Here is a 24,192-nt window from a genome sequence, read left to right on the forward strand (position 1 = left end):
AAGAGAGTCGCACATAAAAACTCCGTATTAGGGGATTAATTTATATGGGGGAAATTTCGTTGGGTAACGAAGCCATTATTGAAGAACGCTGGGCAGAGTCTCGCACCAACCGTACCTGGTTGCCCAAGATTCTCGCCGCTCTCAATATTGGCGATTTTATAGCTATTGCCGTCAGCATTATTATTGCCCACCTGGTTAGCTTCGGTTTCCGCGACGCCAACGTGGTGCTGCGCTTCGATACCGAGTGGAACTACATCGCCACCGGCTTTGTGATCGGTGCCCTCTGGTGGGTGGCCGTAGGGCTTTCAAGCTCCCGCAACGTGCGCTATCTGGGCCAGGGTTCAGACGAATACCGGCTGGTTTTCAAGTCTACCCTCTACTTCTTTGCCGCCATTGCGATCTTTTCCTACCTCACCAAGGTTGATTTCGCCCGCTCCTACATTCTGCTGACCCTACCTCTGGGCATCTTCTTCCTGCTGCTTGAGCGCTGGCTGCTGCGGCAGATTCTGGTGAGCTGGCGCAAGCGGGGCCGGGCGCTCACCCGCGTCATGGTTGTCTCTGACGATACCTCCGGTGCCCACCTCTATGACACCCTCTCCGGCGCCCAGCTCTCGGGCCTTTCTCCCGTGGCCTTCTACTTTCCCGGCTTTCCCGCTGGAACCGTCATTCCCGGCTACGACCAGCCGGTTTTGGGCTACTCCACCGATTCCCGCGCTATCGTTGAAGCCTGCCGGGAAAACAACATTCACGCGGTAGCTGTTTCCTCGGGCCACCGCCTGACCCCCAAAGAGCTCCGCGCTCTGGGCTGGGATCTTGCCGCCGCCCACATTAAGCTCATCATGGCACCGGCAACCACCGACATCGCAGGCCCCCGTCTGCATACCCAGCCGCTCAACGGCGTCCCGCTCATTCACGTTTCAACTCCGCGCATGGAGGGCTTTGCAGCCTTCCTCAAGCGCGCTATCGACATTCTGGCCTCGGGCCTGGGCCTGATTATGCTCTCGCCCCTGCTGTTAGTGGTGGGTCTGATCGTGAAGCTGGACGGCGGACCTATCTTCTTCCTGCAGGAGCGGGTGGGCTACCGCGGCCGCCCCTTCCACATGATTAAGTTCCGCTCCATGGTCACCAACGCCGAGGAGCTGAAAAAGGAACTCATGTCGCAGAACGAAGGCAACGGCGTGCTCTTCAAGATGGCCAATGACCCGCGTATTACCAAGATTGGTCGCTTTATTCGCAAGTACTCCATCGACGAGCTGCCGCAGCTCTGGAATGTCTTTATTGGCGATATGTCCCTGGTGGGCCCGAGGCCTCCGCTGACCTCCGAGGTGGCGCAGTATGAGGAAGACGCCTACCGCCGCCTGTTGGTCAAGCCCGGCATCACCGGCCTCTGGCAGGTCTCAGGCCGCTCCAACCTCTCCTGGGAGGAATCAATCCGCCTGGATCTCTACTACGTGGAGAACTGGTCTGTGGTGGGTGACTTTGTGATTCTTTTCCGCACCGTGAAGGCTGTTTTTGCGAAGGACGGCGCCTACTAAAGCGAGCGTAGCAGCTGCGCCAGGGCCGCGGGGATTTTTTCCGCCACGAGGCTCGGCGGGGTAGGCCCGGCAGCCTCTCCCCCGTGCACGGCCAGGGCGGCGAGGTTGTGGAGTCGCACGGCGGTTGCCGCCAAACGGCTGTAGAATTCTGCGCCCAACTCTTCGGGTTTCTCGGGGCTGTTCTGCCGCGCTATCGCCTGGACCAGCAGAGAGCCCAGAATTCCGGTGAGGGTATCGCCGCTACCGGCGGTAGCAAGCCAGGGAGTCTGACCCACCACTTTGAGAACCGGAGCATCACCGCTGGCAATATGCGTGCTGGCGCCCTTGAGTAGCACTGTTGCCCCGGTAAGGCGCGCAGCCTGACTGGCCCAGAAGACCGGGTCTGCCTCGATGTCGGCTCGGTCGGGTGCTGACCGTTGCACCGTTTTCTTCCACTCCTCTTCCAGCATCACCGCCAGCCATCGGAAGAGCTGTTCCATCTCCCCGGCGTGGGGAGTCAAAATCTTGTGCACGCCCAGTTTTCCGTTAAGTCCAACCCAGCGGGCGGCAATGTCTACCGCGGCGGCGTCCAAGACCGCAGCTTCCCTCGCCTGAACGGCGTGGGTGAGGGCGAGCTCCCTTGCCTCTCCCGTAGCACCGGACCCGGCAGCCCAGGCCTGCACATGGAGTTGCTCGGGCGGCACGGTTGAGCAAACCACCTCGGGCTGGTGAAGCTGCACCCTGAAATTCAGCGCTTCGTCCCCCACAAAACGAACCATACCCGCTCCGGTATACACCGCAGCACGGGAGGACATCAAGGCTGCCCCGGGATAGTCATTGCTGCCGGTTATCAAGCCCAGAACCCCGCGGGTGTACTTGTGGTCCTCTACCTGGGGCCGGGGGTAGGCACGGGCCAGTTCTTGGTCGCCGGGTTCGTGGATTTCTGGGGAGCCAGTCATGGGAATCCTTCTCTACCTTGGAATCTATGGTTGGAGCGAAGCGGCCGAGGGGTCTCGCGGCACCAGGCCCCGGCCCTCAGGGTCAATACGGGAGAGAATCAAAAGTTCTTCATCGCTCAAATGCTCGGCGACCACCGAGGCTATCGCTACCGGGTCATCGTGGGTCATGGTGAGGTGCCACCGGTTAATACCCAGCCGAGCCGCCGCCTCAGCAACGGTTCCCTCCGCAACCACGTAGGGGGCGCCGTCCTCGGTATTCTCAATCCAGCAGTGCTGCCAGACCATACCCGCCGGGGCGCGCAGGGCCTTGGCAACCGCCTCTTTCGCGGCAAAACGGGCGGCGAGCGAGCGCAGGTTCAGGCCGCGCTCGTGCTCAACAAAAACCCTCTGGAGCAGGGCGGGGTTGCGTTCAATAATTTTCTCGAACCGCGGGATATTGACCACGTCGATTCCGGTTCCGATGATCATATAGCCAGTTTAAAGCACGGGCGGCACCCGCGCAGAAAGCGGGTGCCGCCCGTGTAGGTGCCCGAGAGATTACTCTACGGTCACTGACTTCGCCAGGTTACGGGGCTGGTCTACGTCATAACCCTTAGCTCCGGCCAGAGCGCAGGCAAAGATCTGCAGGGGCACGGTGGCCAGCAGGGGCTGAAGCAGGGTGGGTGCCTCAGGAACGTAGATTACGGTGTCGGAGTAGGGCTTAACAGCCTCATCGCCCTCTTCGGCAATCACGATGGTGCGGGCACCGCGGGCACGGATTTCCTGGATGTTAGAAACAACCTTGGAGTGCAGAGAATCCCGACCGCGAGGTGAAGGAACCACCACAAAAACGGGGAGGTCTTCTTCAATCAGAGCGATGGGGCCGTGCTTGAGCTCGCCAGCGGCAAAACCCTCTGCGTGAATGTAGGCAATTTCCTTGAGCTTGAGCGCGCCTTCCATAGCCACGGGGAAGCCCACGTGGCGACCCAGGAAGAGCACAGACTCTTCCTCTGCCATGGCACGGCCCAGGTTCTTCACCTGGTCTTCGTTGTCAATCACGCGCTGAATCTTATCGGGCATAGCCTCCAGTTCGCGCAAGATTTCGCGGACTTCGTCCTTGTACTTGTTACCGCGCAGCTGGGCCAGGTAGAGGCCAAGCACGTAGGTTGCGGTAATCTGCGCCAGGAAGGCCTTGGTCGATGCCACCGCAATCTCGGGGCCCGCGTGGGTGTAGAGGGCTGCGTCAGATTCACGGGGCAGGGTTGAACCGTTGGTGTTGCAGATAGAGATAACCTTCGCGCCCTGCTCCTGGGCGTGGCGAACCGCCATGAGGGTATCCATGGTCTCACCGGACTGGGAGATAGCCACCACCAGAGTCTTCTCGTTGACGATGGGGTCGCGGTAGCGGAACTCGTGGGCCAGCTCAACCTCGGTGGGAATACGGCACCAGTGCTCGATAGCGTAGCGCGCCACGTTACCGGCGTAGGCTGCGGTACCGCAGGCAACCACAATAATCTTGTCGATAGAGCGCAGAACTGACTCGTCGATCTTCAGTTCGTCGAGGGTCAGCTCGCCCTTCTCGTTGAGGCGGCCCAGCAGAGTGTCGCGGACGGCGGCGGGCTGGTCGTGAATTTCCTTGTCCATGAAGGAATCAAAGCCACCCTTTTCAGCGGCAGCGGCATCCCACTCAATGGTGTAGGGCTTGCCCTCGGCGGGCTTGCCGTCAAAGTCAATGATGGAGTAATCGGTAGCGGTGATGGTCACCAGCTGGTCCTGACCCATCTCAACAGCTGACTTGGTGTAGTCGATGAAGCCGGAGACGTCGGAGCCCAGGAAGTTTTCGTTCTCGCCCAGACCAATCACCAGCGGAGAGTTGCGGCGGGTTGCCACCACGCGGTCGGGGTGGTCAACGTGCATAGCCAGGATGGTGAAGGCACCTTCCAGACGGCGGGAGGCCAGGCGCACCGCTTCGGTGAGGTTCTTCGAATCGAGCTTGTTATAGATGGAGGCAATCAAAGCGCCGGAAACCTCGGTATCGGTCTCGGAGCGGAACTCAAAGCCTTCTTCCAGCAGCTCAGCCCGAAGCTCTGCAAAGTTTTCGATAATACCGTTGTGCACCACTGCCAGCTTGCCGCCGTCTACCACGTGGGGGTGGGCGTTACCGTCGGTGGGGCCACCGTGGGTTGCCCAGCGGGTATGGCCGATGCCAATTTGTGAAGTTGAGAGGGGGGATGCTTCAACTTCATTTTCTAGGTTAACGAGCTTGCCTGCCTTCTTACGGTACTCAATCTCGCCATCGCCGATTACGGCGATGCCGGCTGAGTCGTAGCCTCGGTATTCGAGGCGGCGCAGACCTTCGATGATCACGTCGTAGGCGTCATGATCGAACTTTTTACCGTCCGGGGTGGGGCCCAGACCAACATATCCAACAATTCCACACATAGGTGCAATAATACCTGACCGACCTAGCGAAAGCAGTGTGATGCGCTATAGCGACCCCTGCGCCTTCATAAGTTGGCATGTTAGGGCTGGGATGAGCTTTCTCCTATAAAATAGAGCAAATGGGCTCCCTATTGCACAAGTACTCGCCTTTTATCGAGCTGGACCGCCACACCTGGTCTCGTCTAGCCGATACCATTGAGGTTCCCCTGAGCGAGGAGGAAATTGATTCTCTCCGGGGTCTGGGCGAAAAGCTAGATGTTGATGAGGTGCGGCAGGTCTACCTGCCGCTATCGCGTATGCTCAACCTCTACGTCAATGCCACCAGCTCGCTCAACCACATGACCAACGATTTTCTGGGGGTCAGCCAGCAGCGGGTGCCCTTCGTTATCGGTGTTGCCGGTTCCGTTGCAGCGGGTAAATCCACCACGGCCCGTATTCTTCAGGCTCTTCTGAGCCGCTGGCCCTCCACCCCCAATGTGCAGCTGGTAACCACCGACGGTTTTCTCTATCCCAATGCTGAGCTTGAGCGGCGCGGCATTATGAACCGCAAGGGTTTCCCAGAATCCTATGACCGCCGCGCCCTGCTGAAATTCGTGGCCGATATTAAATCGGCGGCTCCCCTGGTAACCGCCCCCAAGTACTCCCACCTCTACTACGACATCATTGAGGGTGAGCGCATCGAGGTAACCTCCCCCGATGTTCTGATTGTGGAGGGGCTCAACGTGCTGGCTCCCGCGAAAACCGGCGGGAACGACAGGGCGGCTCTGGCGCTGAGCGATTTCTTCGATTTTTCCCTCTACGTCGATGCCCGCACCTCTGATATTGAGAAGTGGTATGTTGACCGCTTCCTCTCCCTGAAGCACTCTGCCTTCCAGAATCCCGATTCCTACTTCAACCGCTACGCCAACCTCTCTGACGACCAAGCGGTTACCCTCGCCCGCTCCATCTGGAAAAATATTAACGAGCCCAACCTGGTAGAGAACGTGCGCCCCACTAGAGGCCGCGCCAAGCTCATTCTCTCCAAGGATTCCGACCATAAGATTTCGCGCGTTCTACTTCGCAAAAACTAGCCTTATTCCCCAGGAGGTCAGCAGTGCCCGCACCCCGTTTTACCCGCAGAGCCGCCCTGACGGCCGGTACCGCCTGGGCACTGACGGCCTGCTCCGCCCAAGAAGCTGAGAAGGACGACGCCGCGGGAGGCTCCCCGAGTGCGAGCGGGCCCAGCGCAAGCGAATCTGGTTCGGTAGACACTAGCCCCGCCTCGCCAGCCGAGTCGGCGCCGTCCAGCTCTCGGAGCAATCTCGACCACGCTTCACCCGACTCCCTCTCTGTGCTGGTCAATAAGCACTACCCGCTCTCGCCCCTGGACTGGGCACCGAACGACCTGGTGGACTTTGGCGGCGTGCAGCTGCGGGCCGAGGTGGCGCAGGCAGCCGAGCAGATGTTCTCCGCTGCGGCGCAGCAGGGGTTAGCACTGACTATGCTCAGCGGTTTCCGCTCCTATGACTATCAGATTCAGACCTACGACAACTGGGTAAATACCTACGGGCAGGAACAGGCAGATACCGCCTCTGCCCGGCCCGGTTACTCGGAGCACCAGACCGGCTTGGCCTTTGACATTGGCTCGGCCGGTGGTTGCAACCTCCAGCCCTGCTTTGCCGAAACTCCCGAGGCGCAGTGGACAGCCGAGAACTGCCACAAGTTCGGTTTTGTTCTGCGCTTTCCCTACTGGCAGCACGAGACCACAGGCTACTATTTTGAATCCTGGCACTTTCGCTATATCGGTCGCGAGCAGGCGCAGAAATACAAAGATTCAGCGGCGGAAAACCTCGAATCGTTCTGGGGTTTTGAAGCCGCTGCCGACTATCAGAATTAAAAACTGAGAGCATTTTTAGCCAGACTGACTAGGTAAAACGAAAAACGTCACGCTCTTGTGAGCAAGTCCACTTACTTTTTCTGTAAATTATTTGCTACACCTATACCAAATCTGTCAAGTACTGGCTATTCTTATAACCATGCTTAGTGGATTCAAAGACTTTATCACTCGCGGCAACGTTATCGACCTCGCTGTAGGTATGATCGTGGGCGCCGCCTTCACCACCGTTGTCAACGCCCTGGTAGAAAACATCCTGATGCCCGCCATCGCTATGATTTTCCAGGCACCCAACTTCGATTCTTGGCTGCAGTACGGTGACGTCAAGGTTGGCGTCTTCTTGACTGCCGTTGTTAACTTCCTGCTGGTTGCAGCTGCCCTCTACTTCACCATTGTGATGCCCATCAACAAGATGAACGAGCGCCGCGCAGCCAAGCTGAACACCGAGGAAATGGAAGAGGAAGACCCCCAGGTTGTTCTCCTCAAGGAAATCCGTGACTCACTGGTTGCTCAGAACCGCAACAACCTCTAATCAATCTCTCATCAATCACTCTAGATAAAAGCAAATCCCCGCTTCCATCAGGAAGCGGGGATTTTTGCATGTGCTTTGAGGTGAGCTATGCGAGGGCCAGCTCCCGGTTCACAATGTCTGCTAGGTGCTGGGCCACGGAATCGGCGGTCTCCTGGTCTTCTGCCTCAACCATCACCCGCACCACGGGTTCGGTGCCCGAGGGACGCAGGAGAACCCGGCCGGTATCGCCCAGGTTCTTCTCAACATCTGCGATAGCGCTCTGCAGAGTCTGGCAACCGTCCACACCGTACTTATCAACGTTTTTGACATTAATGAGGGTCTGCGGGGTGGGCTGCATACGGCCGGCCAGCTCAGACAGGGGCAGACCGGTGTGGGCCACCTCGGCTGCTAAGTGCAGGCCGGTCAACACACCGTCGCCGGTGGTGGCAAAGTCAGACATAATCACGTGCCCCGACTGCTCACCGCCCAGGTTAAAGCCGTTAGCGTTCATCGACTCCAGCACGTAGCGGTCGCCCACCGAGGTGCGCTCCAGCTTAATGCCCTGCTCCTTGAGGTAAATCTCCAGGCCCAGCGACGACATCACGGTGGCTACCAGGGTGTTGTCCTTGAGACGGCCTGCCTCCTTCATGGCCACAGCCAGAATAGACATGATCTTATCGCCGTCTACCAGGTTGCCCTGCTCGTCCACCGCCATGCAGCGGTCAGCATCGCCGTCGTGGGCGATACCCAGGTCAGCGCCGTGGCGCACCACCGCCTGCTGTAGCTTCTCGGGGTGAGTCGAACCCACGCCGTCATTAATATTCACGCCGTCCGGCTCAGCGGCCAGCACCACAACCTCAGCGCCCAGCGTGCGGAAGGCGTCGGGGGAAACGCCAGAGGCCGCACCGTTAGCGCAGTCCAGAACAACCTTGAGTCCGTTAAGACGGCGGTGCTCGGGCATGGTTGAGAGCAGGTGAGTAATGTAGCGATCCTCGCCGTCAGCCAGCGGACGAATCCGCCCCACTTCCCCACCGTAGGGAAAGCGGAAGTCAGCCGAGCGGTAGAGAGCCTCAATCTCGTCTTCCAGAGCATCATCGAGCTTCTTGCCGCCGCGGGCCAAGAACTTAATGCCGTTATCTTCAGCGGGGTTGTGCGATGCAGAAATCATCACACCAAAATCCGCGTCAGTTGCAGCAACCAGGTAGGCGGCAGCGGGGGTCGGCACCATGCCGGCATCCCACACATCCACACCCGATGCCGCAAAACCGGCCATCATTGCAGAGCCAATAAACTCACCGCTAATGCGAGAATCGTGAGCAATCACAGCCTTGGGGCGAGTTCCCTTTTCAACCGTATTGAACCCAAGGACGATGGACGCCGCCTGGGCCAGTTCCAGCGCCAGCTTAGGGGTAATCAGCTGGTTAGCGAGGCCGCGAACACCGTCGGTTCCAAATAATCTCTTAGACATCAAAGTAATTCTACGCCTTAAAGACTATTCAGTGTCGTCTTTCAGAACGGGGAATCCTTCGGGGTTTTGGGGGTCGTCGTCATCAAAGACATCTGAGCCGGAGCCCACGATGAGCCGGTCTACCTCGCCCACCACGCTGCTGTCTTTATTGGGGTAGTCAAACTGGCTAAGCACATAGCGCATGGCCTCCAGGCGGGCTCGTTTCTTGTCGTTGGATTTCACCACGGTCCAGGGAGCATCGCCGGTATCGGTGTAGAAGAACATGGCTTCTTTAGCCTCGGTGTAGTCATCCCACTTATCCAGTGAGGCAATATCGGTGGGCGAAAGTTTCCACTGGCGCACAGGGTCGGTACGGCGGGAGTTGAAGCGGGCCAGTTGCTCCGCCCGGGTGACGGAGAACCAGAACTTAATCAGCTTGATTCCCGAGTTCACCAGCATCCGTTCCAGCTCAGGGGCCTCACGCATAAACTCGTAGTACTGCTGGGAGGTACAGTAGCCCATGACCCTCTCCACCCCGGCGCGGTTGTACCAGGAGCGGTCCATCATCACAATCTCGCCGCCTGCGGGCAGGTGCTTGATATAGCGCTGGAAATACCACTGGGTCTGTTCTACCTCGGTGGGCTTCTCTAGCGCTACCACGCGCGAGCCACGGGGGTTCAGGTGCTCGGTAAAGCGCTTGATGGCGCCACCCTTACCGGCGGCGTCCCGGCCCTCAAAGATAATGAGTACCTTCTGGCCCGTTTCCTTGATCCAGAGCTGGAGTTTGAGCAGCTCAATCTGCAGGGCGCGCTTTTCCCGTTCATAGTCCTTGCGGGAGAGCTTCTCAGAATAGGGGTAGCCCTGCTTCCAGGCATCCGACTTGTTTTCTCTATCGCCGAGCTTCTTCTGTAGGCTGGCGATTTCATCGAGCTCAGCAGAGTAGTCTTCCACCACCGAGACCCGGCGGGTCTCCTTCTTCAAAGCCGACTTCACGGCGTCCTCATGGGTGTTGGGAGCCTCAGCGGTCTGGTTCTTCTTTTCCGCAACCTCTTTGTTGGCGGTGTTTTTGCGGGGAGCTGCCATAGCCTGCCTTTCCTTCAGATACGAGTGTGGTTCCTCACTTCTATTCTAAAGTTAGGCGGTATATACACCTACTGTTACAGTTGCGGCCGCTCTAAGTGGCAAGCCGCTTCCCACCCACAAAACCCGGCTGAGAGGCCAAAAGTACACCTGTATTCCCTGGGTACACATCTAGATGTGTACCCAGGGAATACAGGTGTACCTACGCCAGCCCAGCAAGAAGAAACGTGTACTTTACCTATCGAGCTTCCTCGAGAGACCACTTTTATACCGAAAACCTGCGAAAAACGGTACAAAAATGGCCACTCGCCAATCAAAGTAGCCCGTGCAGTTAACCTGTTTCATTGAGTCGCCGGTTCGTTACCGGCGATTTGTTGCTGAAGCGGCGACTCAGTACCTAGACCCATTCGGGGTAAGCAACCGAGCATTAGATTGGAAGGAGCCGGCTCCTGAGCAAGACGGACTCAGATTCGGCCTATAACGCAAAAAGCAGAGCCCCGGTAAAACTGGGGCTCTGCCATATAAAGCTGATAAGCGATATAGCTTAGCGCTTTGAGAACTGGGAAGCCTTGCGTGCCTTCTTCAGACCAGCCTTCTTGCGCTCGATCACGCGAGCGTCGCGGGTCAGGAAGCCAGCCTTCTTCAGGGTGGGGCGGTTGTTCTCAGCGTCAATCTCGTTCAGTGCGCGAGAAACACCGAGACGCAGAGCGCCTGCCTGGCCGGAGGGGCCGCCACCGTGGATGCGAGCGATCACGTCGTAAGCACCCTCGAGTTCGAGGAGCTTGAAGGGATCGTTTACTTCCTGCTGGTGCAGCTTGTTGGGGAAGTAGTTATCCAGTGCGCGACCGTTGATGGTCCACTGGCCGGTGCCGGGTACAACGCGTACGCGGGCAACGGCTTCCTTGCGGCGGCCAACAGCCTGACCGGAAACGGTCAGGGCGGGGCGGGGTGCCTTAGCTTCTTCAGCTACGGGAGCTGAAGATTCAGAAGTGTAGCTGGTCAGCTCTTCTTCGTTTACAATCTGCTCTTCGTTCTGAGCCACGATTTCTCCTAAAGTTCTTTCGTTGACCCGAATTACTGGGCGACCTGGGTGAATTCGAAGGTCTTGGGCTGCTGGGCAGCGTGCGGGTGCTCTGCACCTGCGTAAACCTTAAGGTTCTTCAGCTGCTGTGCTGCCAGCTTGTTCTTGGGCAGCATGCCCTTAACAGCCTTCTCTACGGCACGAACGGGGTTGGTCTCGAGCAGTTCAGCGTAGTTCACTGACTTCAGGCCACCGGGGTAACCTGAGTGACGGTAGGCACGCTTCTTTTCGAGCTTTGCACCGGTCAGTGCTACCTTCTCTGCGTTGATGATGATGACGGAGTCACCGGTGTCAACGTGTGCTGCGAAGGTGGGCTTGTGCTTTCCGCGCAGCAGTGTTGCGGTCTGGCTGGCTAGACGACCCAGAACGACGTCGGTGGCGTCAATGACGTGCCACTGGCGCTCTACTTCGCCGGGCTTGGGAGTATAAGTGCGCAAAATTTCGCCTTTGTCTCGTATGTACATATGGCGCTAGTTGGGTATCGCGCCTCTTTCAACGTGCGATAGCAGGGTTCGGGTGAGGGCCAAACGCATCTGCTCGTTCTGCAACCCTGGGCGCTTCAAGCATGTTTTGCTCTGCAACTGAGCCATACTTGGGCGCACGAGTTCAGGGTGGAACACGCACAACGTATGAAACTATACATGAGGTTGGCTTCTTAATCCATATGTTTTCAGGCTTCTTGACGTGATTAAGCCAGCATCTTACAGCCGTGTAATTTAATTTTCTGTTTTAAGGGTGCGGACGGCGCGGGCTTGGGCTGCCTGCACGGCGTAGAGCTCTTCGTGGGGGTAGGTAATGCGGCTCAGGGCCAGGCCCCGGGGCGGGGCCAGCCTCACCTGGGAGTCGCGCACAGGGTGCTCGATTCTTCCCCTGAGCCAGTCGAGGGTTTTACTGCCCTCCCCCACCATCACTAACGATGCAATGAGGGTGCGCACCATGTTGTGGCAGAAGGCGTCTGCCTCAATCGTGGCTTCGATCAGACCATCGCTGCGACGGGCAAAGCTGACCGTCCTCAAATCGCGGATAGTGGTAGAGCCTTCCCGGGGTTTGCAGAAGGAAAGAAAGTCGCGCAGGCCCAAAAGCTCCCCCGCTGCCCGGTTCATTAGCTCTAGGTCGAGCCGCCGATCCACCTGCCAGGCAATGTGGCGGTTGAGCGGGTTTGATCCGGTCTCAAGAAAGTCATCTTCAATCAGGTAGCGGTAAGAACGCCCCAGGGCTGAGAAGCGGGCGTCGAAGGTAGCGGGCATTTCAGCCGCAGAATAGATCGAGATTGCTTTCTGTAGCATTCCTTCCAGGCGCTTGGGTATACCCAGTTCCCGTTCCGCCTGAGCCAGCTGGCGGCTCAGCGCGCCCCTCAGCTTGCGCGGAAGCGACTCGGCGGGTTGCCGACCGGAGTGGCCGGGAATCTTCTCCCAGCGGTCAACCGGAACATCAATATGGATTACCTGGTGCAGGGCGTGCACCCCGGCATCGGTACGGCCCGCTACGGTGGTATAGGTTGGCTCCCGAAAGAGCATCTCAAGGGCGGCTTCCAGCACGCCCTGAACCGTCACCAGGCCGGGCTGCTTGGCCCAGCCGGCGAAAGCAGCGCCGTCATAGGCTATATCAATCCGCACCCGCTGTTTGCCCAAGGCCTCATTTTCCCCGGCCTCAGCCGCTCTCGGCTCATCCACCAAACCCAGCGCCGTCCTTTCTTAAAACAAAACTGCCGCCCACAGTCTAACTGTGGGCGGCAGTTTTAGCTAAAAACTAGCAGAAGCTCCGAATTACTCGGAAATCTGCTGAGCTGCCTCACCACCGGCAGGTGCGTAACCTGCAGCCTTAGCTGATTCAGCGGTGTCGAACCAGATTTCAGCCTGGGTGTTGGCGTACCAGCGGGAACCGGGAACGTGGTACTTCATGGAGTCAGAGTTACCCTTGATCTCGAAGCCCTCGGGAGCTTCGCCGTTCTCGGTAGCAGCGTGTGCACCGGCCGGCAGATCAGAAGACTCAGCAGCTGCGGGAGCCTCAGCAGCGGGTGCTGCGGTCTCTTCAGCGGGAGCTGGCTTCTCAGCAACCTTGGTTGCCTCTTCAACAACAGCTGCAGAAGCAACGGGCTCCATAACCAGCTCGATAACAGCCATGGGAGCGTTATCGCCCTTGCGGTTACCGATCTTGGTGATGCGGGTGTAGCCACCGGGGCGCTCAGCCATAGCAGGAGCAATTACGGTGAAGAGCTCGTGCACAACAGACTTGTCGGTCAGGGAGCGCAGAACGCGACGGCGAGCTGCCAGATCGCCCTTCTTAGCGAAGGTAATCAGGCGCTCAGCAACGGGGCGCATACGCTTTGCCTTGGTAACGGTGGTGGTAATGCGCTTGTGCTCGAACAGCTGCTGTGACAGGTTGTTGAGCATCAGGCGCTCGTGGGTCGGGCTACCGCCGAGGCGGGGACCCTTAGTGGGAGTAGGCATAGTTATTTCTCCATGGATTACAGTTCCTTCACACTCCGTCCTGGAGAGGTGGAACCAAGCTTATGAGACTTTTGAAAACACCGAGGAGGTGTTCAACCGCGATTAGAAATCGCTGTAGCCGTCTTCGTCGTCGTGCATGCGAGCAGAGAGCTCAAAACCGGGAGGGGAGTCCTTCAGAGCCAGACCGAGCTCGGTGAGCTTAGCCTTGACCTCGTCAATGGACTTTGCACCGAAGTTACGGATATCCATCAGGTCTGCTTCACTGCGGGTCACGAGCTCACCCACGGTGTGGATGCCCTCGCGCTTGAGGCAGTTGTAGGAGCGAACTGACATTTCCAGATCTTCAATCGGCAGAGCCAGATCGGCGGCCATTGATTCGTCAGCGGGTGACGGACCAACCTCAATACCCTCAGCTGCGGTATTGAGTTCGCGAGCCAGACCGAAGAGCTCAACCAGGGTGCTACCGGCTGATGCGACTGCATCGCGAGGAGCAATGGCTTCCTTGGTTTCGACGTCCAGAGTCAGGGAGTCGAAGTCGGTGCGCTGCTCAACACGGGTTGCGCTCACACGGAAGGTAACCTTCAAAACCGGTGAGTAGATGGAGTCAACCGGAATACGGCCGATCTCGGAATCGCCGGTCTTGTTCTGAGCTGCTGAAACGTAGCCGCGGCCACGCTCGATAATCAGCTCAGCGTCAAAGTTAGCTCGTGAGTTCAAGGTTGCAATGTGCAGATCCGGGTTGTGGATCTCAACACCTGCCGGTACCTCGATATCTGCTGCGGTGAGTTCACCCTCGCCCTGCTTGCGCAGGTAAGCGGTGACGGGCTCGTCGTTCTCTGAAGAGATGGAGAGCTTCTTGATGTTCAAGATAATCTCGGTTACATCTTCAGTTACGCCCTCAACGGTGCTGAATTCGTGCAGCACGCCGTCGATGCGGATGCTGGTAACAGCTGCACCGGGGATCGAGGAGAGCAGGGTACGACGAAGCGAGTTACCCAGGGTGTAACCAAAGCCCGGTTCAAGGGGCTCGATGGTGAAGCGAGAGCGGTTTTCCGCTACTACCTCTTCACTCAAAGTGGGGCGCTGTGCAATGAGCACGATGTTTCCTTTCAGTGAGCATCCGCTATATGAGCTCACAGGTTGGGGAAAACAAGGGATAAGGAAGCAGACAAAGCAGTCTGTCCAATGATCACCAAGCCTTAGGCTGGGTAACCGCCCGGAGTCTTCCGGGAGACGGCATCAATTAGACGTGACGACGCTTCGGGGGACGGCAACCGTTGTGAGCAACGGGGGTGACGTCCGAAATCGAGCCAACCTCAAGGCCGGTAGCCTGAAGTGAGCGGATTGCGGTTTCGCGACCGGGGCCGGGGCCCTTAACGAAAACGTCTACCTTGCGAACACCGTGTTCCTGAGCGCGCTTTGCAGCGGTCTCAGCAGCCATCTGTGCAGCGTAGGGGGTGGACTTACGGGAGCCCTTGAAGCCCATTTCGCCTGCGGATGACCAGGAGATAACAGCACCGGTCGGGTCGGTTACAGACACGATGGTGTTGTTGAAGGTTGACTTGATGTGTGCCTGACCGGCAACAATATTCTTGCTTACCTTGCGGCGGCCAGTCTTACGTGCCGCTGCGCGAGTCTTGGGAGGCATTATTGATTCTCCTACAAAGTTTTAGTGAAGCGTTGGCCCAGCAAAGACATGCTGAACAGAGTCAACGCGTGATTACTTCTTCTTACCAGCGACAGTACGCTTGGGACCCTTGCGGGTACGAGCGTTAGTCTTGGTGCGCTGACCGTGTACGGGAAGACCGCGACGGTGACGCAGACCCTGGTAGCTACCGATTTCAACCTTGCGGCGGATATCAGCTGCAACCTCACGGCGGAGGTCACCTTCAACCTTGTAGTTACCTTCGATGAAGTCACGAAGTGCTACGAGCTGGGGGTCAGTGAGATCCTTGACGCGGATGTCGGGGCTAACACCGGTTGCTTCGAGAGCTTCGTGAGCACGGGTCTTGCCCACGCCGTAGATGTAAGTAAGAGCTACTTCCACGCGCTTTTCGCGGGGAAGATCGACTCCAGCGAGACGTGCCATAGTGGCTGTTCTCCTTATTTCTTCAGAGGTCTGTGGCATCACTGCCCGGCTATTTTTATCTGGTGCCGGTCCCCGGCCTCTGTGTCCGGAGGTATCCGGTCTATCTCCTCTTCAGGGGAGATTTCCCGGAGCGGTGCCTATATCAATTTCAACAGTCGAAAGAAGCTAATTAGCCCTGACGCTGCTTGTGGCGCGGGTTTTCGCAGATCACCATGACCACACCGTTACGGCGGATCACTTTGCACTTATCGCAGATCGGCTTAACGCTCGGCTTGACCTTCATCGCATTCCTTTGCGTTGATTGCAATTATTTGCATGGACTTAACTTGCGAGGATAGAGGTTTCTTCACTCTGGTTAGCCCAGAGCTAGAGCACGTTATCCCCTTTTACACTGAGTAAACGCCGCAACATGGTGCGGCGTTTGCCTGTGTTTACTTGTAGCGGTAGACGATACGACCGCGGGAAAGGTCGTAAGGAGACAGTTCCACTACCACTCGGTCCTCAGGAAGAATTCGAATGTAGTGCTGACGCATCTTTCCTGAGATGTGTGCAAGAACCTTGTGTCCGTTGTCCAGCTCAACACGGAACATCGCGTTGGGCAGGGCTTCTTCTACAGATCCTTCAACCTCAATGACGCCGTCTTTCTTGGCCATATCCTCCGCTAACGTCGGTGCCCCAAACATCCGTGAGGGGCAATGAACATAAATGTTTGATGGAGCCTCCACCTGTTTTTAGGCACGGCAGAGACAACCAACAAATAAGTGTACGGGAAAACGCCTTAAAAGTTAACAGGTTTTGCGTCACAATGAAGCACGGTTTTCCGAGCTACTGTGCTCTACTCCTGCGCTGCCAGCTGGCCACAGGCGCCGTCAATATCGGAACCGCGGGTATCCCGCACCGTCACCGGTATTCCGTGGGCGCGCAGGCGCTCCACGAAGTTCTGTTCGACGCCGGGGCGGGAGGCTGTCCACTTGGAGCCGGGGGTGGGGTTGAGCGGGATGGGGTTCACGTGCACCCAGCCGCGGCCGCGGGAGGCAAGTTTCTTGCCCAGCAGGTCGGCCCGCCAGCCCTGGTCGTTGATGTCACGAATCAGGGCGTACTCGATGGAGACTCGACGGCCGGTCTTACGGTAGTAGGAGTAGGCGGCGTCCAGGGTCTCGTCGACCTTCCAATGGGTGTTGATGGGAATGAGCTCATCGCGCAGTTCGTCGTCGGGGGCGTGCAGGGAAAGCGCCAGGGTGATGGGCAGACCCTCCATCTCGAACTTACGCATGCCCGGTACCAGTCCCACGGTAGACATGGTCAGACCGCGAGCAGAAATACCCAGGCCCTCAGGAGAGGAGTCAACCAGGCGGTGAACGGCGCCCATGGTGCGCTTGTAGTTGGCCAGGGCCTCGCCCATACCCATAAAGACGATGTTGGAAACGCGCAGGGGCCGGGTGTCTTCGGGGCCGTCTTCTGCCTGCTGTAGGTTCTTCATCTGCTTCAGGTAGCGGGCACCGGCAACCACCTGCTCCACGATTTCAGCGGTGGAGAGGTTGCGGGTGAGGCCCTGCTGGCCGGTGGCGCAGAAGGGGCAGTTCATACCGCAGCCTGCCTGCGAAGAGATACACATGGTCACGCGGTTGTCATAGCGCATAATTACCGACTCAATCAGCGCGCCGTCAAAGAGGCGGTGAACCACCTTCAGGGTGTCGCCGCCGTCCGCCTCCAAAGTACGCACCGGGGTCAGCAGCTGGGGCATAGCTCGGGAAACCATCTCTTCGCGTTCGGCCGCGGGCAGGTCTGTCATCTGCGCGGGGTCGGTGACCAGACGTTCAAAGTAGTGTTTTGAAAGCTGGGAGGCGCGGAAGCCCTTGTAGCCCAGCTCCTCAAGAAAGGCCTTGCGGCCTGCCATGTCGAAGTCAGCAATGTGCTTGGGCGGCTGTTCCCGGCGGGGAGCTTTCAGCGCAATCTTGCCGGGTTCGGGGCGAATACTGGAAATTTCAACCGGAACCTTGGTGGTTGTCTCGGTCATGGGTTTTCCTTTCGTCGAAAGGTGGGCTGAGCGGCGGAGGTCTGGGCGGGGATGCAAAGACTCTCTTGGTTTAGGCAGGAATGGGCTTGACGGTCACGCCGAGTTTGGAGAGCTCGGATGCGCCGCCGTCTTCGGCGGTGAGCACCCAGATGCCCTCGGAGTGGAAGGCTACCGAGTGCTCCCACTGGCAGGCGTCTCCACCGTCGTTGGTTTTGATGGTCCAGTCGTCGTCAAGAACGTGGGTCTCAATGGAGCCCGTTACCAGCATGGGTTCGATGGCCAAAGCCATGCCCTTCTTAATGCGCGGGCCCAAATCTCGGGCGGCGTAGTTGAGCACGTCGGGGGCCATGTGCATCTGGGTGCCGATACCGTGACCCACGAAGTCCTCAATAATGCCGTACTTCTCGCCGGTTTCGCTGCGCACAAAATCTTCGATAGCCACGCCGATCTCCCCCACCTTCTTGGCAGAGGCGGCGGCAGCGATACCGTGCCACATAGCGGCCCGGGTAATTTCGGAGAGCTCCCGGCGCTCGGCGCTGGCTTGGCCCACCATAGCGGTGCGGGCGGAATCGCCGTTCCAGGTCTTGCCCGTTGCCGGGTCAGTCACCACAGCGCCGCCGTCAATGGAGATCATGTCACCGTCTTGAAGCACGCGCTCACCGGGGATACCGTGCACCACTTCATCATTGACCGAGGCACAGATCATTGCCGGATAGTCGTAGTAGCCGAGGAAGTTAGAGGTCGCACCGTTCTCTGCGATCACTTCGCGAAAAGCCGCATCGAGCTCAGCGGTGGTCTTGCCGGGGGCAACCGCCGCCACGGCGGCGTCCAGGGCACGCGAGGTAATTACACCCGCCCGAGCCATCCAGGCCAGCTGGGCATCAGTCTTTAGTTCAATGCGTCGCATACTCTCCTCATCACGCGCAACAGGGGCAAACTTATCAATCATGCTTAAAAGAGCAGTGCCCCCGCAATGACCGGGGGCACAAACATCTCATTTACTTGAGGGCCTCAAGAATTCGCTGGGTGACCTCATCGATCTCGCCCAGACCGTTGACCTCCTTGACCAAACCGCGTTCGCGGTAGATAGCCAGCAGGGGCTCGGTTTCTTTTTCGTAGACCTTCAGGCGGTGGCGGATGACCTCTTCGTTGTCATCGCTGCGGCCCTGCTCGGCTGCGCGGTTGAGCAGGCGCTGCACCAGCTCGTCGTTATCGGCAACTAGCAACAGTACCCGGTCAATCTCCTGAGACAGGTCAGAGAGAATGGAGTCCAGCTCGTGAACCTGGGCGGTGTTGCGAGGGTAGCCGTCCAGCAGGAAGCCGTTCGCGGCGTCGTCCTCGCTCAAACGCGAACGCACCATCTTGTTGGTCACCGAATCGGGCACCAGGTTACCGGAGTCGATGTAAGACTTGGCTTCCTTACCCAGCTCGGTTTCTTCCTTGATGTTCTTACGGAAGATATCGCCGGTTGAAATAGCGGGAATAGACAGGTTCTCGGCAATCTTGACAGCCTGAGTTCCCTTGCCTGCACCGGGAGGGCCAATAATGAGCAAACGATTCATCGCAGCAATCCTTCGTAGTTACGTTGTTGTAGCTGAGCGTCGATCTGCTTGACGGTGTCAAGACCAACGCCGACCACGATCAGCAGCGATGAGCCGCCGAACGGGAAGTTCTGGTTAGCGTTGAACATTACCAGGGCGATCAGCGGAATCATAGCGATGACGGCCAGATAGAGAGCGCCGGGTAAGGTAATACGGTTCAACACGTAGGAGAGGTACTGCTCGGTGGGTCGGCCCGCGCGAACACCGGGAATAAAGCCGCCGTACTTCTTCATGTTGCCGGCAACTTCTTCGGTGTTGAAGGTAATCGATACGTAGAAGTAGGCGAAGCCCAGAATGAGCAGGAAGTAGAGAAGCATGTAGAGCGGGTGGTCGCCGGTCACCAGATACTGGTTAATCCACAGCACCCAGTTCGGGGGCAGTGAGCCGTCCTGCGGGGTGTTGAAGTTGGCGATCAGACCGGGCAGCATGAGCAAGGACGACGCGAAGATCAGCGGAATCACGCCCGCCATGTTGACCTTCAGCGGGATATAGGTGGAGGTACCGCCAATGGTGCGGCGGCCCACCATGCGCTTGGCATACTGCACGGGAATGCGGCGCTGGGACTGCTCCACAAAGACCACCGCGATAATCACCAGCAGGCCAATGGCGCAGACGGCGGCAAAGATAGTCCAGCCCTGGGTGCGGCCAATCTCTCCCATAGCACCGGGGAAGGCCGAAGCAATCGAGGTGAAAATTAGCAGGGACATACCGTTGCCCACGCCCTTTTCGGTAATCTGCTCACCCAGCCACATAATCACGCCGGTACCGGCGGTCAGGGCAACGATAATCAGCAGAATATTGAAGATACCGTCGTCGGGGATAATCGGCACCGGACAGTCGCCCAAGAGCGCGCCTGAACGAGCCATGGTCACCACGGTGGTGGAGTTCAGCAGAGCCAGTGCGATGGTCAGGTAACGGGTGTACTGGGTCAGCTTGGTCTGGCCCTGGGCGCCCTCTTCGTGTAGTTCCTGGAAACGCGGAATTACCACGCGCAACAGCTGCACAATAATAGAAGCGGTAATATACGGCATCACACCGAGAGCAAAAATCGACAGCTGAAGCAGAGCACCACCGCTGAAGAGATTGACAATGTCGTAGACTCCGCCGGTTGCTCCACCCAGTGCAAGACACTGCTGAACGTTTTCAAATGACACACCGGGGGCGGGAATGAAAACGCCCAGGCGGTAAATCACGATAATGCTCACGGTGAACAACAGCTTACGCCGCAAATCGGGGGTCTTAAACGCCCGTCCGAACGCGCTCAGCACATGTCCTCCTGAAAAATTTTGTTTAGACTCACTCCCCCGCCCTGAGATTGGGCAGAAAAAATTAGGGTGTGAAGTACACAGTCTTTCCTAGTCTAACCTCAAGAGGGCTTTTCAGTCATACCCTGAAGCTAGAGGGCCGGTGTGAATTCACATAAAAACGGGTGAGCCCCGGCAGAAAACTACCGGGGCCCACCCGTTTGATGCGAACTATTCAGTTCTCACAAGCACTTACTTGACGGTTACAGAACCGCCAGCAGCCTCAATCTTCTCGATTGCAGACTTGGAAGCCTTGTCTACGGTTACATTGACCTTGACGGAAATTTCGCCATTGCCAAGAACCTTAACCAGCTCGTTCTTACGAACTGCACCCTTCGCTACGAGAGCCTCAACGGTGACGTCGCCACCCTCGGGGAAGAGTTCCGCAATGCGGTCCAGGTTAACAACCTGGTACTCGGTACGGAAGGGGTTGTGGAAGCCGCGAAGCTTCGGAAGGCGCATGTGCAGCGGAAGCTGACCGCCCTCGAAACCAGCCTTAACCTGGTAACGAGCCTTCTGACCCTTGGTACCGCGACCTGCAGTCTTACCCTTGGAGCCTTCACCGCGGCCAACGCGGGTCTTTGCCTTGTGGGCACCCGGTGCCGGGCGCAGATCGTGAATCTTGATAGCGTCGTTGTGCTCTGCCATCTTTACTTGACCTCCTCAACCTTCACCAGGTGAGCAACGGTGTTAACCATGCCAACGGTGACGGGGTCTGCAGTGCGAACTACCTTGTTACCGGGGCGCTTGAGGCCCAGGGAACGAAGGGTGTCGCGCATGTTCTGCTTCTCGCCGACGTAAGACTTGAGCTGAGTAATCTCAAGCTTTGCGTCGCTGGGCTGAATACGCTTAGCCATAACTTACGCACCTGCCTTTTCGGACTTGGGGTTGAGCAAGAAGCTCGGGATAACCTCGTCCTTGGGCAGACCGCGACGTGCTGCAACAGCTGCGGGCTCTTCAAGTTCCTTGAGAGCAGCAATGGTTGCGTGCACGATGTTGATCTGGTTCGAGGAACCGAGGGACTTGGAGAGCACGTCGTGAATACCTGCTGCTTCAAGTACCGCGCGCACAGGGCCACCGGCGATAACACCGGTACCTGCGGTTGCGGGGCGAAGCATCACAACGCCTGCAGCATCCTCACCCTGAACACGGTGGGGAATGGTGCGCTCTTCAACGCGGGGAACGCGGAAGAAGTTCTTCTTTGCTTCCTCAACGCCCTTGGAGATAGCTGCGGGGACTTCCTTAGCCTTACCGTAGCCAACGCCAACCATACCGTTACCGTCACCAACAACAACAAGCGCGGTGAAGCTGAAGCGACGACCACCCTTGACGACCTTGGAAACGCGGTTGATGGTTACAACGCGCTCGATGAACTTGTCCTTCTCCTCTTCGCGGCGGTTGTTGCGACGCTCGCCACGGTTGCCACGACGCTCACCGCGGTTGTTGCGGCGCTCTTCGCGTGCGGAGGAGTTCTCGGTGGTTTCAACTGCTTCTGCGGTTGCTTCAGTCACCTGAGTTTCCTTTTCGTTTACTGCCTGCTCGCTCATTAGAGTGCCAGACCTCCTTCGCGTGCACCTTCAGCTACAGCTGCAACGCGACCGTGGTACTTGTTACCACCGCGGTCGAATACAACAGCCTCGATGCCTGCTGCCTTAGCGCGCTCTGCTACGAGCTCGCCAACGCGCTTTGCCTTAGCAGTCTTATCCAGGTCAGCGTTACGCAGGTCTGCTTCCATGGTGGAAGCGTAGGCCAGGGTGTGGCCCTTGACGTCGTCGATTACCTGAACGAACATGTGGCGGGTAGAGCGGGTAACGCTCAAACGCGGACGTGCAGCGGTGCCAGATACGTACTTGCGAACGCGTGCGTGACGGCGTGCGCGTGCAGCTGCCTTTGACTTGATAGCCATTATTACTTACCAGCCTTTCCGACCTTGCGGCGGATATGCTCGCCTTCGTAGCGAACACCCTTGCCCTTGTAGGGATCGGGCTTACGGAGACCACGGATGTTAGCGGCAACCTGACCAACCAGCTGCTTCTCGATACCGGAAACAGACAGCTTGTTAGTGCCCTCAACTGCGAAGGTGATACCCTCGGGTGCCTTCACGGAGATGGGGTGGGAGTAGCCCAGAGCGAACTCCAGGTCTGAGCCCTTTGCCATTACGCGGTAACCGGTACCAACGATTTCCAGCTTCTTGGTGTAACCCTCGGTTACGCCGATGATCATGTTGTTGATCAGTGAGCGGGACAGGCCGTGCAGGGCACGGGACTCGCGCTCGTCGTTCGGACGAGAGACGGTGATAACGCCGTCTTCCTGAGCAACGGTGATCGGTGCTGAGATCTCGCGGGACAGTTCGCCCTTGGGACCCTTCACGGAAACCAGGTTGCCGTCAATCTTTACCTCAACGCCGGCAGGAACCGAGATGGGGAGACGTCCAATACGTGACATTTACTCTTCCTTTCTCTTCTACCGACTACCAGATGTAAGCGACGACTTCGCCGCCAACACCCTTCTTCGCAGCCTGCTTGTCAGTCAGCAGACCTGAAGAGGTTGACAGGATTGCGATACCGAGGCCACCGTGTACCTGAGGCAGGTTGGTGGACTTTGCGTATACACGCAGACCCGGCTTGGAAATACGACGAACGCCAACAATGGAGCGCTCACGCTGGGGGCCGAACTTCAGTTCGAGGGTCAGGGTCTTACCGACCTTGGCGTCCTCTACCTTGAAATCAGCGATGTAGCCTTCAGCCTTGAGGATCTCAGCAATGCGACCCTTGAGCTTGGAGAAAGGCATAGATACGGAGTCGTGATGTGCCGAGTTTGCGTTGCGCAAACGAGTCAGCATATCTGCGACAGGATCTGTCATAGTCATGGTGGGCTGAGCCCTTCCTCGTTATGGTTTCCTCACCCTTTGCTATTCTCTAGCGGGAGGGACCTACAACGTAGTCGTTACTTAGTCTTGAACGGGAAGCCGAGCGCCTTAATGAGAGCGCGGCCTTCTTCGTCGGTCTTTGCGGAGGTAACAATGGTGATGTCCATACCGCGAACACGATCGATGGAATCCTGATCGATTTCGTGGAACATGGACTGCTCGGTCAGACCGAAGGTGTAGTTACCGTTACCGTCGAACTGCTGGTCCGAGAGGCCGCGGAAGTCGCGGATACGGGGCAGAGCGAGGGTGATCAGACGGTCGAGGAATTCCCACATGCGGTCGCCACGGAGGGTGACGTGCGCGCCGATGGGCATACCTTCACGAAGCTTGAACTGTGCAATTGACTTCTTTGCACGGTTAACAACGGGCTTCTGACCGGTGATGGCGGTGAGGTCGCGGATTGCGCCGTCAATGAGCTTAGCGTCGCGAGCAGCTTCGCCAACACCCATGTTAACAACAACCTTGACGATCTTCGGTGCCTGCATCACGTTGGAGTAGTTGAACTGCTCCTGCAGTGCCGGAGTAACCTCTTCGTTGAACTTAGTCTTGAAACGAGGGGTGATCTTGGTTTCGGTCATTAGATGTCCTTACCTGAGCTCTTGGCAACGCGTACGCGAACGGTGCGATCCTTGCCATTGCGCTCAACAGTTTCGAGGCGGAAACCAACACGGGTGGGCTTCTTGGTCTCGGGATCAACGATTGCCACGTTAGAGATGTGGATCGGAGCCTCAACCTTTTCGATGCCACCGGCAGCGCCGGTCATCGGGTTAGCCTTGTTGTGCTTGGTGATGATCTTGACACCTTCGACGATGACGCGGTTGGTCTTGGGGAAGACGCGCAGAACCTTGCCCTGCTTACCCTTGTCAGCGCCGGAAATAACCTGTACCAGGTCACCTGACTTGATCTTAGCCATGAG

The 24,192-nt window shown here is 57.8% G+C and carries 30 protein-coding genes; 4 read left to right on the top strand and 26 right to left on the bottom strand.

Translation table 11 applies throughout. The annotated features are described in order from the left end of the window. Positions 1-44 precede the first annotated feature (44 nt). On the top strand, positions 45-1,535 hold the full coding sequence (locus IEV00_RS04255; protein ID WP_188359047.1) for a sugar transferase: 1,491 nt from the start codon (positions 45-47) through the stop codon (positions 1,533-1,535). Here the strand turns inward: IEV00_RS04255 and IEV00_RS04260 are convergent. From IEV00_RS04260 to glmS, 3 genes are all read right to left on the bottom strand, one after another. Further along, on the bottom strand, positions 1,532-2,473 hold the full coding sequence (locus IEV00_RS04260) for an ADP-dependent NAD(P)H-hydrate dehydratase (RefSeq protein ID WP_188359048.1): 942 nt from the start codon (positions 2,471-2,473) through the stop codon (positions 1,532-1,534). The two genes, IEV00_RS04255 and IEV00_RS04260, sit on opposite strands and share 4 nt — an antisense overlap. Positions 2,474-2,497: 24 nt before the next feature. Next, positions 2,498-2,941 (bottom strand): holo-ACP synthase, encoded by a 444-nt coding sequence (locus IEV00_RS04265; protein ID WP_188359049.1) that lies wholly within the window; start codon positions 2,939-2,941, stop codon positions 2,498-2,500. A 69-nt stretch (positions 2,942-3,010) separates the two neighbouring features. Then, on the bottom strand, positions 3,011-4,894 hold the full coding sequence (glmS, locus tag IEV00_RS04270) for a glutamine--fructose-6-phosphate transaminase (isomerizing) (protein WP_188359050.1): 1,884 nt from the start codon (positions 4,892-4,894) through the stop codon (positions 3,011-3,013). Between the two features lie 119 nt (positions 4,895-5,013). Between glmS and coaA the strand changes: the two genes are divergently transcribed. From coaA to mscL, 3 genes are all read left to right on the top strand, one after another. Continuing rightward, entirely contained in the window at positions 5,014-5,964 is a 951-nt protein-coding gene (gene coaA / locus IEV00_RS04275; RefSeq protein ID WP_188359051.1) for a type I pantothenate kinase, read from the top strand. A 23-nt stretch (positions 5,965-5,987) separates the two neighbouring features. Then, a complete protein-coding gene (locus IEV00_RS04280; protein ID WP_188359052.1) occupies positions 5,988-6,770 on the top strand; it encodes a M15 family metallopeptidase in 783 nt (260 codons plus the stop codon). 139 nt (positions 6,771-6,909) lie between these two features. Further along, entirely contained in the window at positions 6,910-7,299 is a 390-nt protein-coding gene (gene mscL / locus IEV00_RS04285; protein ID WP_188359053.1) for a large conductance mechanosensitive channel protein MscL, read from the top strand. Between the two features lie 85 nt (positions 7,300-7,384). Here mscL and glmM read toward each other — a convergent pair whose 3' ends face one another. The 23 genes from glmM to rplX form a co-directional block, all read right to left on the bottom strand. Continuing rightward, entirely contained in the window at positions 7,385-8,746 is a 1,362-nt protein-coding gene (glmM, locus tag IEV00_RS04290) for a phosphoglucosamine mutase (RefSeq protein ID WP_188359054.1), read from the bottom strand. 24 nt (positions 8,747-8,770) lie between these two features. Next, on the bottom strand, positions 8,771-9,808 hold the full coding sequence (gene ppk2, locus IEV00_RS04295; protein ID WP_188359055.1) for a polyphosphate kinase 2: 1,038 nt from the start codon (positions 9,806-9,808) through the stop codon (positions 8,771-8,773). 541 nt (positions 9,809-10,349) lie between these two features. Further along, positions 10,350-10,847, bottom strand: coding sequence for a 30S ribosomal protein S9 (gene rpsI / locus IEV00_RS04300; protein WP_188359056.1), 498 nt, complete (start codon positions 10,845-10,847; stop codon positions 10,350-10,352). A gap of 32 nt (positions 10,848-10,879) precedes the next feature. Then, positions 10,880-11,323 carry a 50S ribosomal protein L13 gene (gene rplM / locus IEV00_RS04305; RefSeq protein ID WP_188359057.1) on the bottom strand — a complete coding sequence of 148 codons (444 nt, stop codon included), beginning with the start codon at positions 11,321-11,323 and terminating at the stop codon, positions 10,880-10,882. Between the two features lie 279 nt (positions 11,324-11,602). Then, a complete protein-coding gene (gene truA, locus IEV00_RS04310) occupies positions 11,603-12,559 on the bottom strand; it encodes a tRNA pseudouridine(38-40) synthase TruA (protein ID WP_229723055.1) in 957 nt (318 codons plus the stop codon). Between the two features lie 93 nt (positions 12,560-12,652). Further along, positions 12,653-13,336 (bottom strand): 50S ribosomal protein L17, sunset domain variant, encoded by a 684-nt coding sequence (gene rplQ / locus IEV00_RS04315; RefSeq protein WP_188359058.1) that lies wholly within the window; start codon positions 13,334-13,336, stop codon positions 12,653-12,655. Between the two features lie 102 nt (positions 13,337-13,438). After that, positions 13,439-14,434, bottom strand: a complete 996-nt coding sequence (locus tag IEV00_RS04320; RefSeq protein WP_188359059.1) for a DNA-directed RNA polymerase subunit alpha — start codon at positions 14,432-14,434, stop codon at positions 13,439-13,441. A 145-nt stretch (positions 14,435-14,579) separates the two neighbouring features. Continuing rightward, entirely contained in the window at positions 14,580-14,984 is a 405-nt protein-coding gene (gene rpsK / locus IEV00_RS04325) for a 30S ribosomal protein S11 (RefSeq protein ID WP_188359060.1), read from the bottom strand. A gap of 72 nt (positions 14,985-15,056) precedes the next feature. Then, on the bottom strand, positions 15,057-15,425 hold the full coding sequence (gene rpsM / locus IEV00_RS04330) for a 30S ribosomal protein S13 (RefSeq protein ID WP_188359061.1): 369 nt from the start codon (positions 15,423-15,425) through the stop codon (positions 15,057-15,059). Between the two features lie 169 nt (positions 15,426-15,594). Beyond that, positions 15,595-15,708: a 50S ribosomal protein L36 gene (rpmJ, locus tag IEV00_RS04335; RefSeq protein ID WP_188359062.1), complete on the bottom strand. Its 114-nt coding sequence runs from the start codon at positions 15,706-15,708 to the stop codon at positions 15,595-15,597. A 148-nt stretch (positions 15,709-15,856) separates the two neighbouring features. Next, on the bottom strand, positions 15,857-16,078 hold the full coding sequence (gene infA, locus IEV00_RS04340; RefSeq protein WP_188359063.1) for a translation initiation factor IF-1: 222 nt from the start codon (positions 16,076-16,078) through the stop codon (positions 15,857-15,859). A gap of 182 nt (positions 16,079-16,260) precedes the next feature. Further along, positions 16,261-17,442, bottom strand: coding sequence for a 23S rRNA (adenine(2503)-C(2))-methyltransferase RlmN (gene rlmN / locus IEV00_RS04345; RefSeq protein WP_188359064.1), 1,182 nt, complete (start codon positions 17,440-17,442; stop codon positions 16,261-16,263). 70 nt (positions 17,443-17,512) lie between these two features. Beyond that, positions 17,513-18,349: a type I methionyl aminopeptidase gene (gene map / locus IEV00_RS04350; RefSeq protein ID WP_188359065.1), complete on the bottom strand. Its 837-nt coding sequence runs from the start codon at positions 18,347-18,349 to the stop codon at positions 17,513-17,515. Positions 18,350-18,440: 91 nt separating this feature from the next. Continuing rightward, positions 18,441-19,004 (bottom strand): adenylate kinase, encoded by a 564-nt coding sequence (locus tag IEV00_RS04355; RefSeq protein WP_188359066.1) that lies wholly within the window; start codon positions 19,002-19,004, stop codon positions 18,441-18,443. Continuing rightward, a complete protein-coding gene (gene secY / locus IEV00_RS04360; protein ID WP_188359067.1) occupies positions 19,001-20,311 on the bottom strand; it encodes a preprotein translocase subunit SecY in 1,311 nt (436 codons plus the stop codon). Before secY ends, IEV00_RS04355 begins: the two co-directional genes overlap by 4 nt. A 228-nt stretch (positions 20,312-20,539) precedes the next feature. After that, positions 20,540-20,995, bottom strand: coding sequence for a 50S ribosomal protein L15 (gene rplO / locus IEV00_RS04365; RefSeq protein ID WP_188359068.1), 456 nt, complete (start codon positions 20,993-20,995; stop codon positions 20,540-20,542). A gap of 2 nt (positions 20,996-20,997) precedes the next feature. Continuing rightward, positions 20,998-21,204 (bottom strand): 50S ribosomal protein L30, encoded by a 207-nt coding sequence (gene rpmD, locus IEV00_RS04370; protein ID WP_188359069.1) that lies wholly within the window; start codon positions 21,202-21,204, stop codon positions 20,998-21,000. Between the two features lie 3 nt (positions 21,205-21,207). Next, on the bottom strand, positions 21,208-21,894 hold the full coding sequence (rpsE, locus tag IEV00_RS04375) for a 30S ribosomal protein S5 (RefSeq protein ID WP_188359070.1): 687 nt from the start codon (positions 21,892-21,894) through the stop codon (positions 21,208-21,210). Then, on the bottom strand, positions 21,894-22,253 hold the full coding sequence (rplR, locus tag IEV00_RS04380) for a 50S ribosomal protein L18 (RefSeq protein ID WP_188359071.1): 360 nt from the start codon (positions 22,251-22,253) through the stop codon (positions 21,894-21,896). The genes rpsE and rplR overlap by 1 nt, the downstream gene beginning before the upstream one ends. Before the next feature lie 2 nt (positions 22,254-22,255). Further along, positions 22,256-22,792: a 50S ribosomal protein L6 gene (gene rplF, locus IEV00_RS04385; protein ID WP_188359072.1), complete on the bottom strand. Its 537-nt coding sequence runs from the start codon at positions 22,790-22,792 to the stop codon at positions 22,256-22,258. 25 nt (positions 22,793-22,817) lie between these two features. Continuing rightward, complete coding sequence (gene rpsH / locus IEV00_RS04390; protein WP_188359073.1) at positions 22,818-23,216, bottom strand: 30S ribosomal protein S8; 399 nt, start codon at positions 23,214-23,216, stop codon at positions 22,818-22,820. Positions 23,217-23,293: 77 nt separating this feature from the next. Beyond that, a complete protein-coding gene (gene rplE / locus IEV00_RS04395; protein WP_188359074.1) occupies positions 23,294-23,854 on the bottom strand; it encodes a 50S ribosomal protein L5 in 561 nt (186 codons plus the stop codon). Further along, the gene (gene rplX / locus IEV00_RS04400) at positions 23,854-24,189 is read right to left on the bottom strand and encodes a 50S ribosomal protein L24 (protein WP_188359075.1); all 336 of its coding nucleotides are present in this window, start codon (positions 24,187-24,189) and stop codon (positions 23,854-23,856) included. The genes rplE and rplX overlap by 1 nt, the downstream gene beginning before the upstream one ends. Between the last annotated feature and the right edge of the window lie 3 nt (positions 24,190-24,192).

The sequence above is a fragment of the Rothia aerolata genome (genome assembly GCF_014635585.1).
GTDB classification, from domain to species: Bacteria; Actinomycetota; Actinomycetes; order Actinomycetales; family Micrococcaceae; genus Rothia; species Rothia aerolata.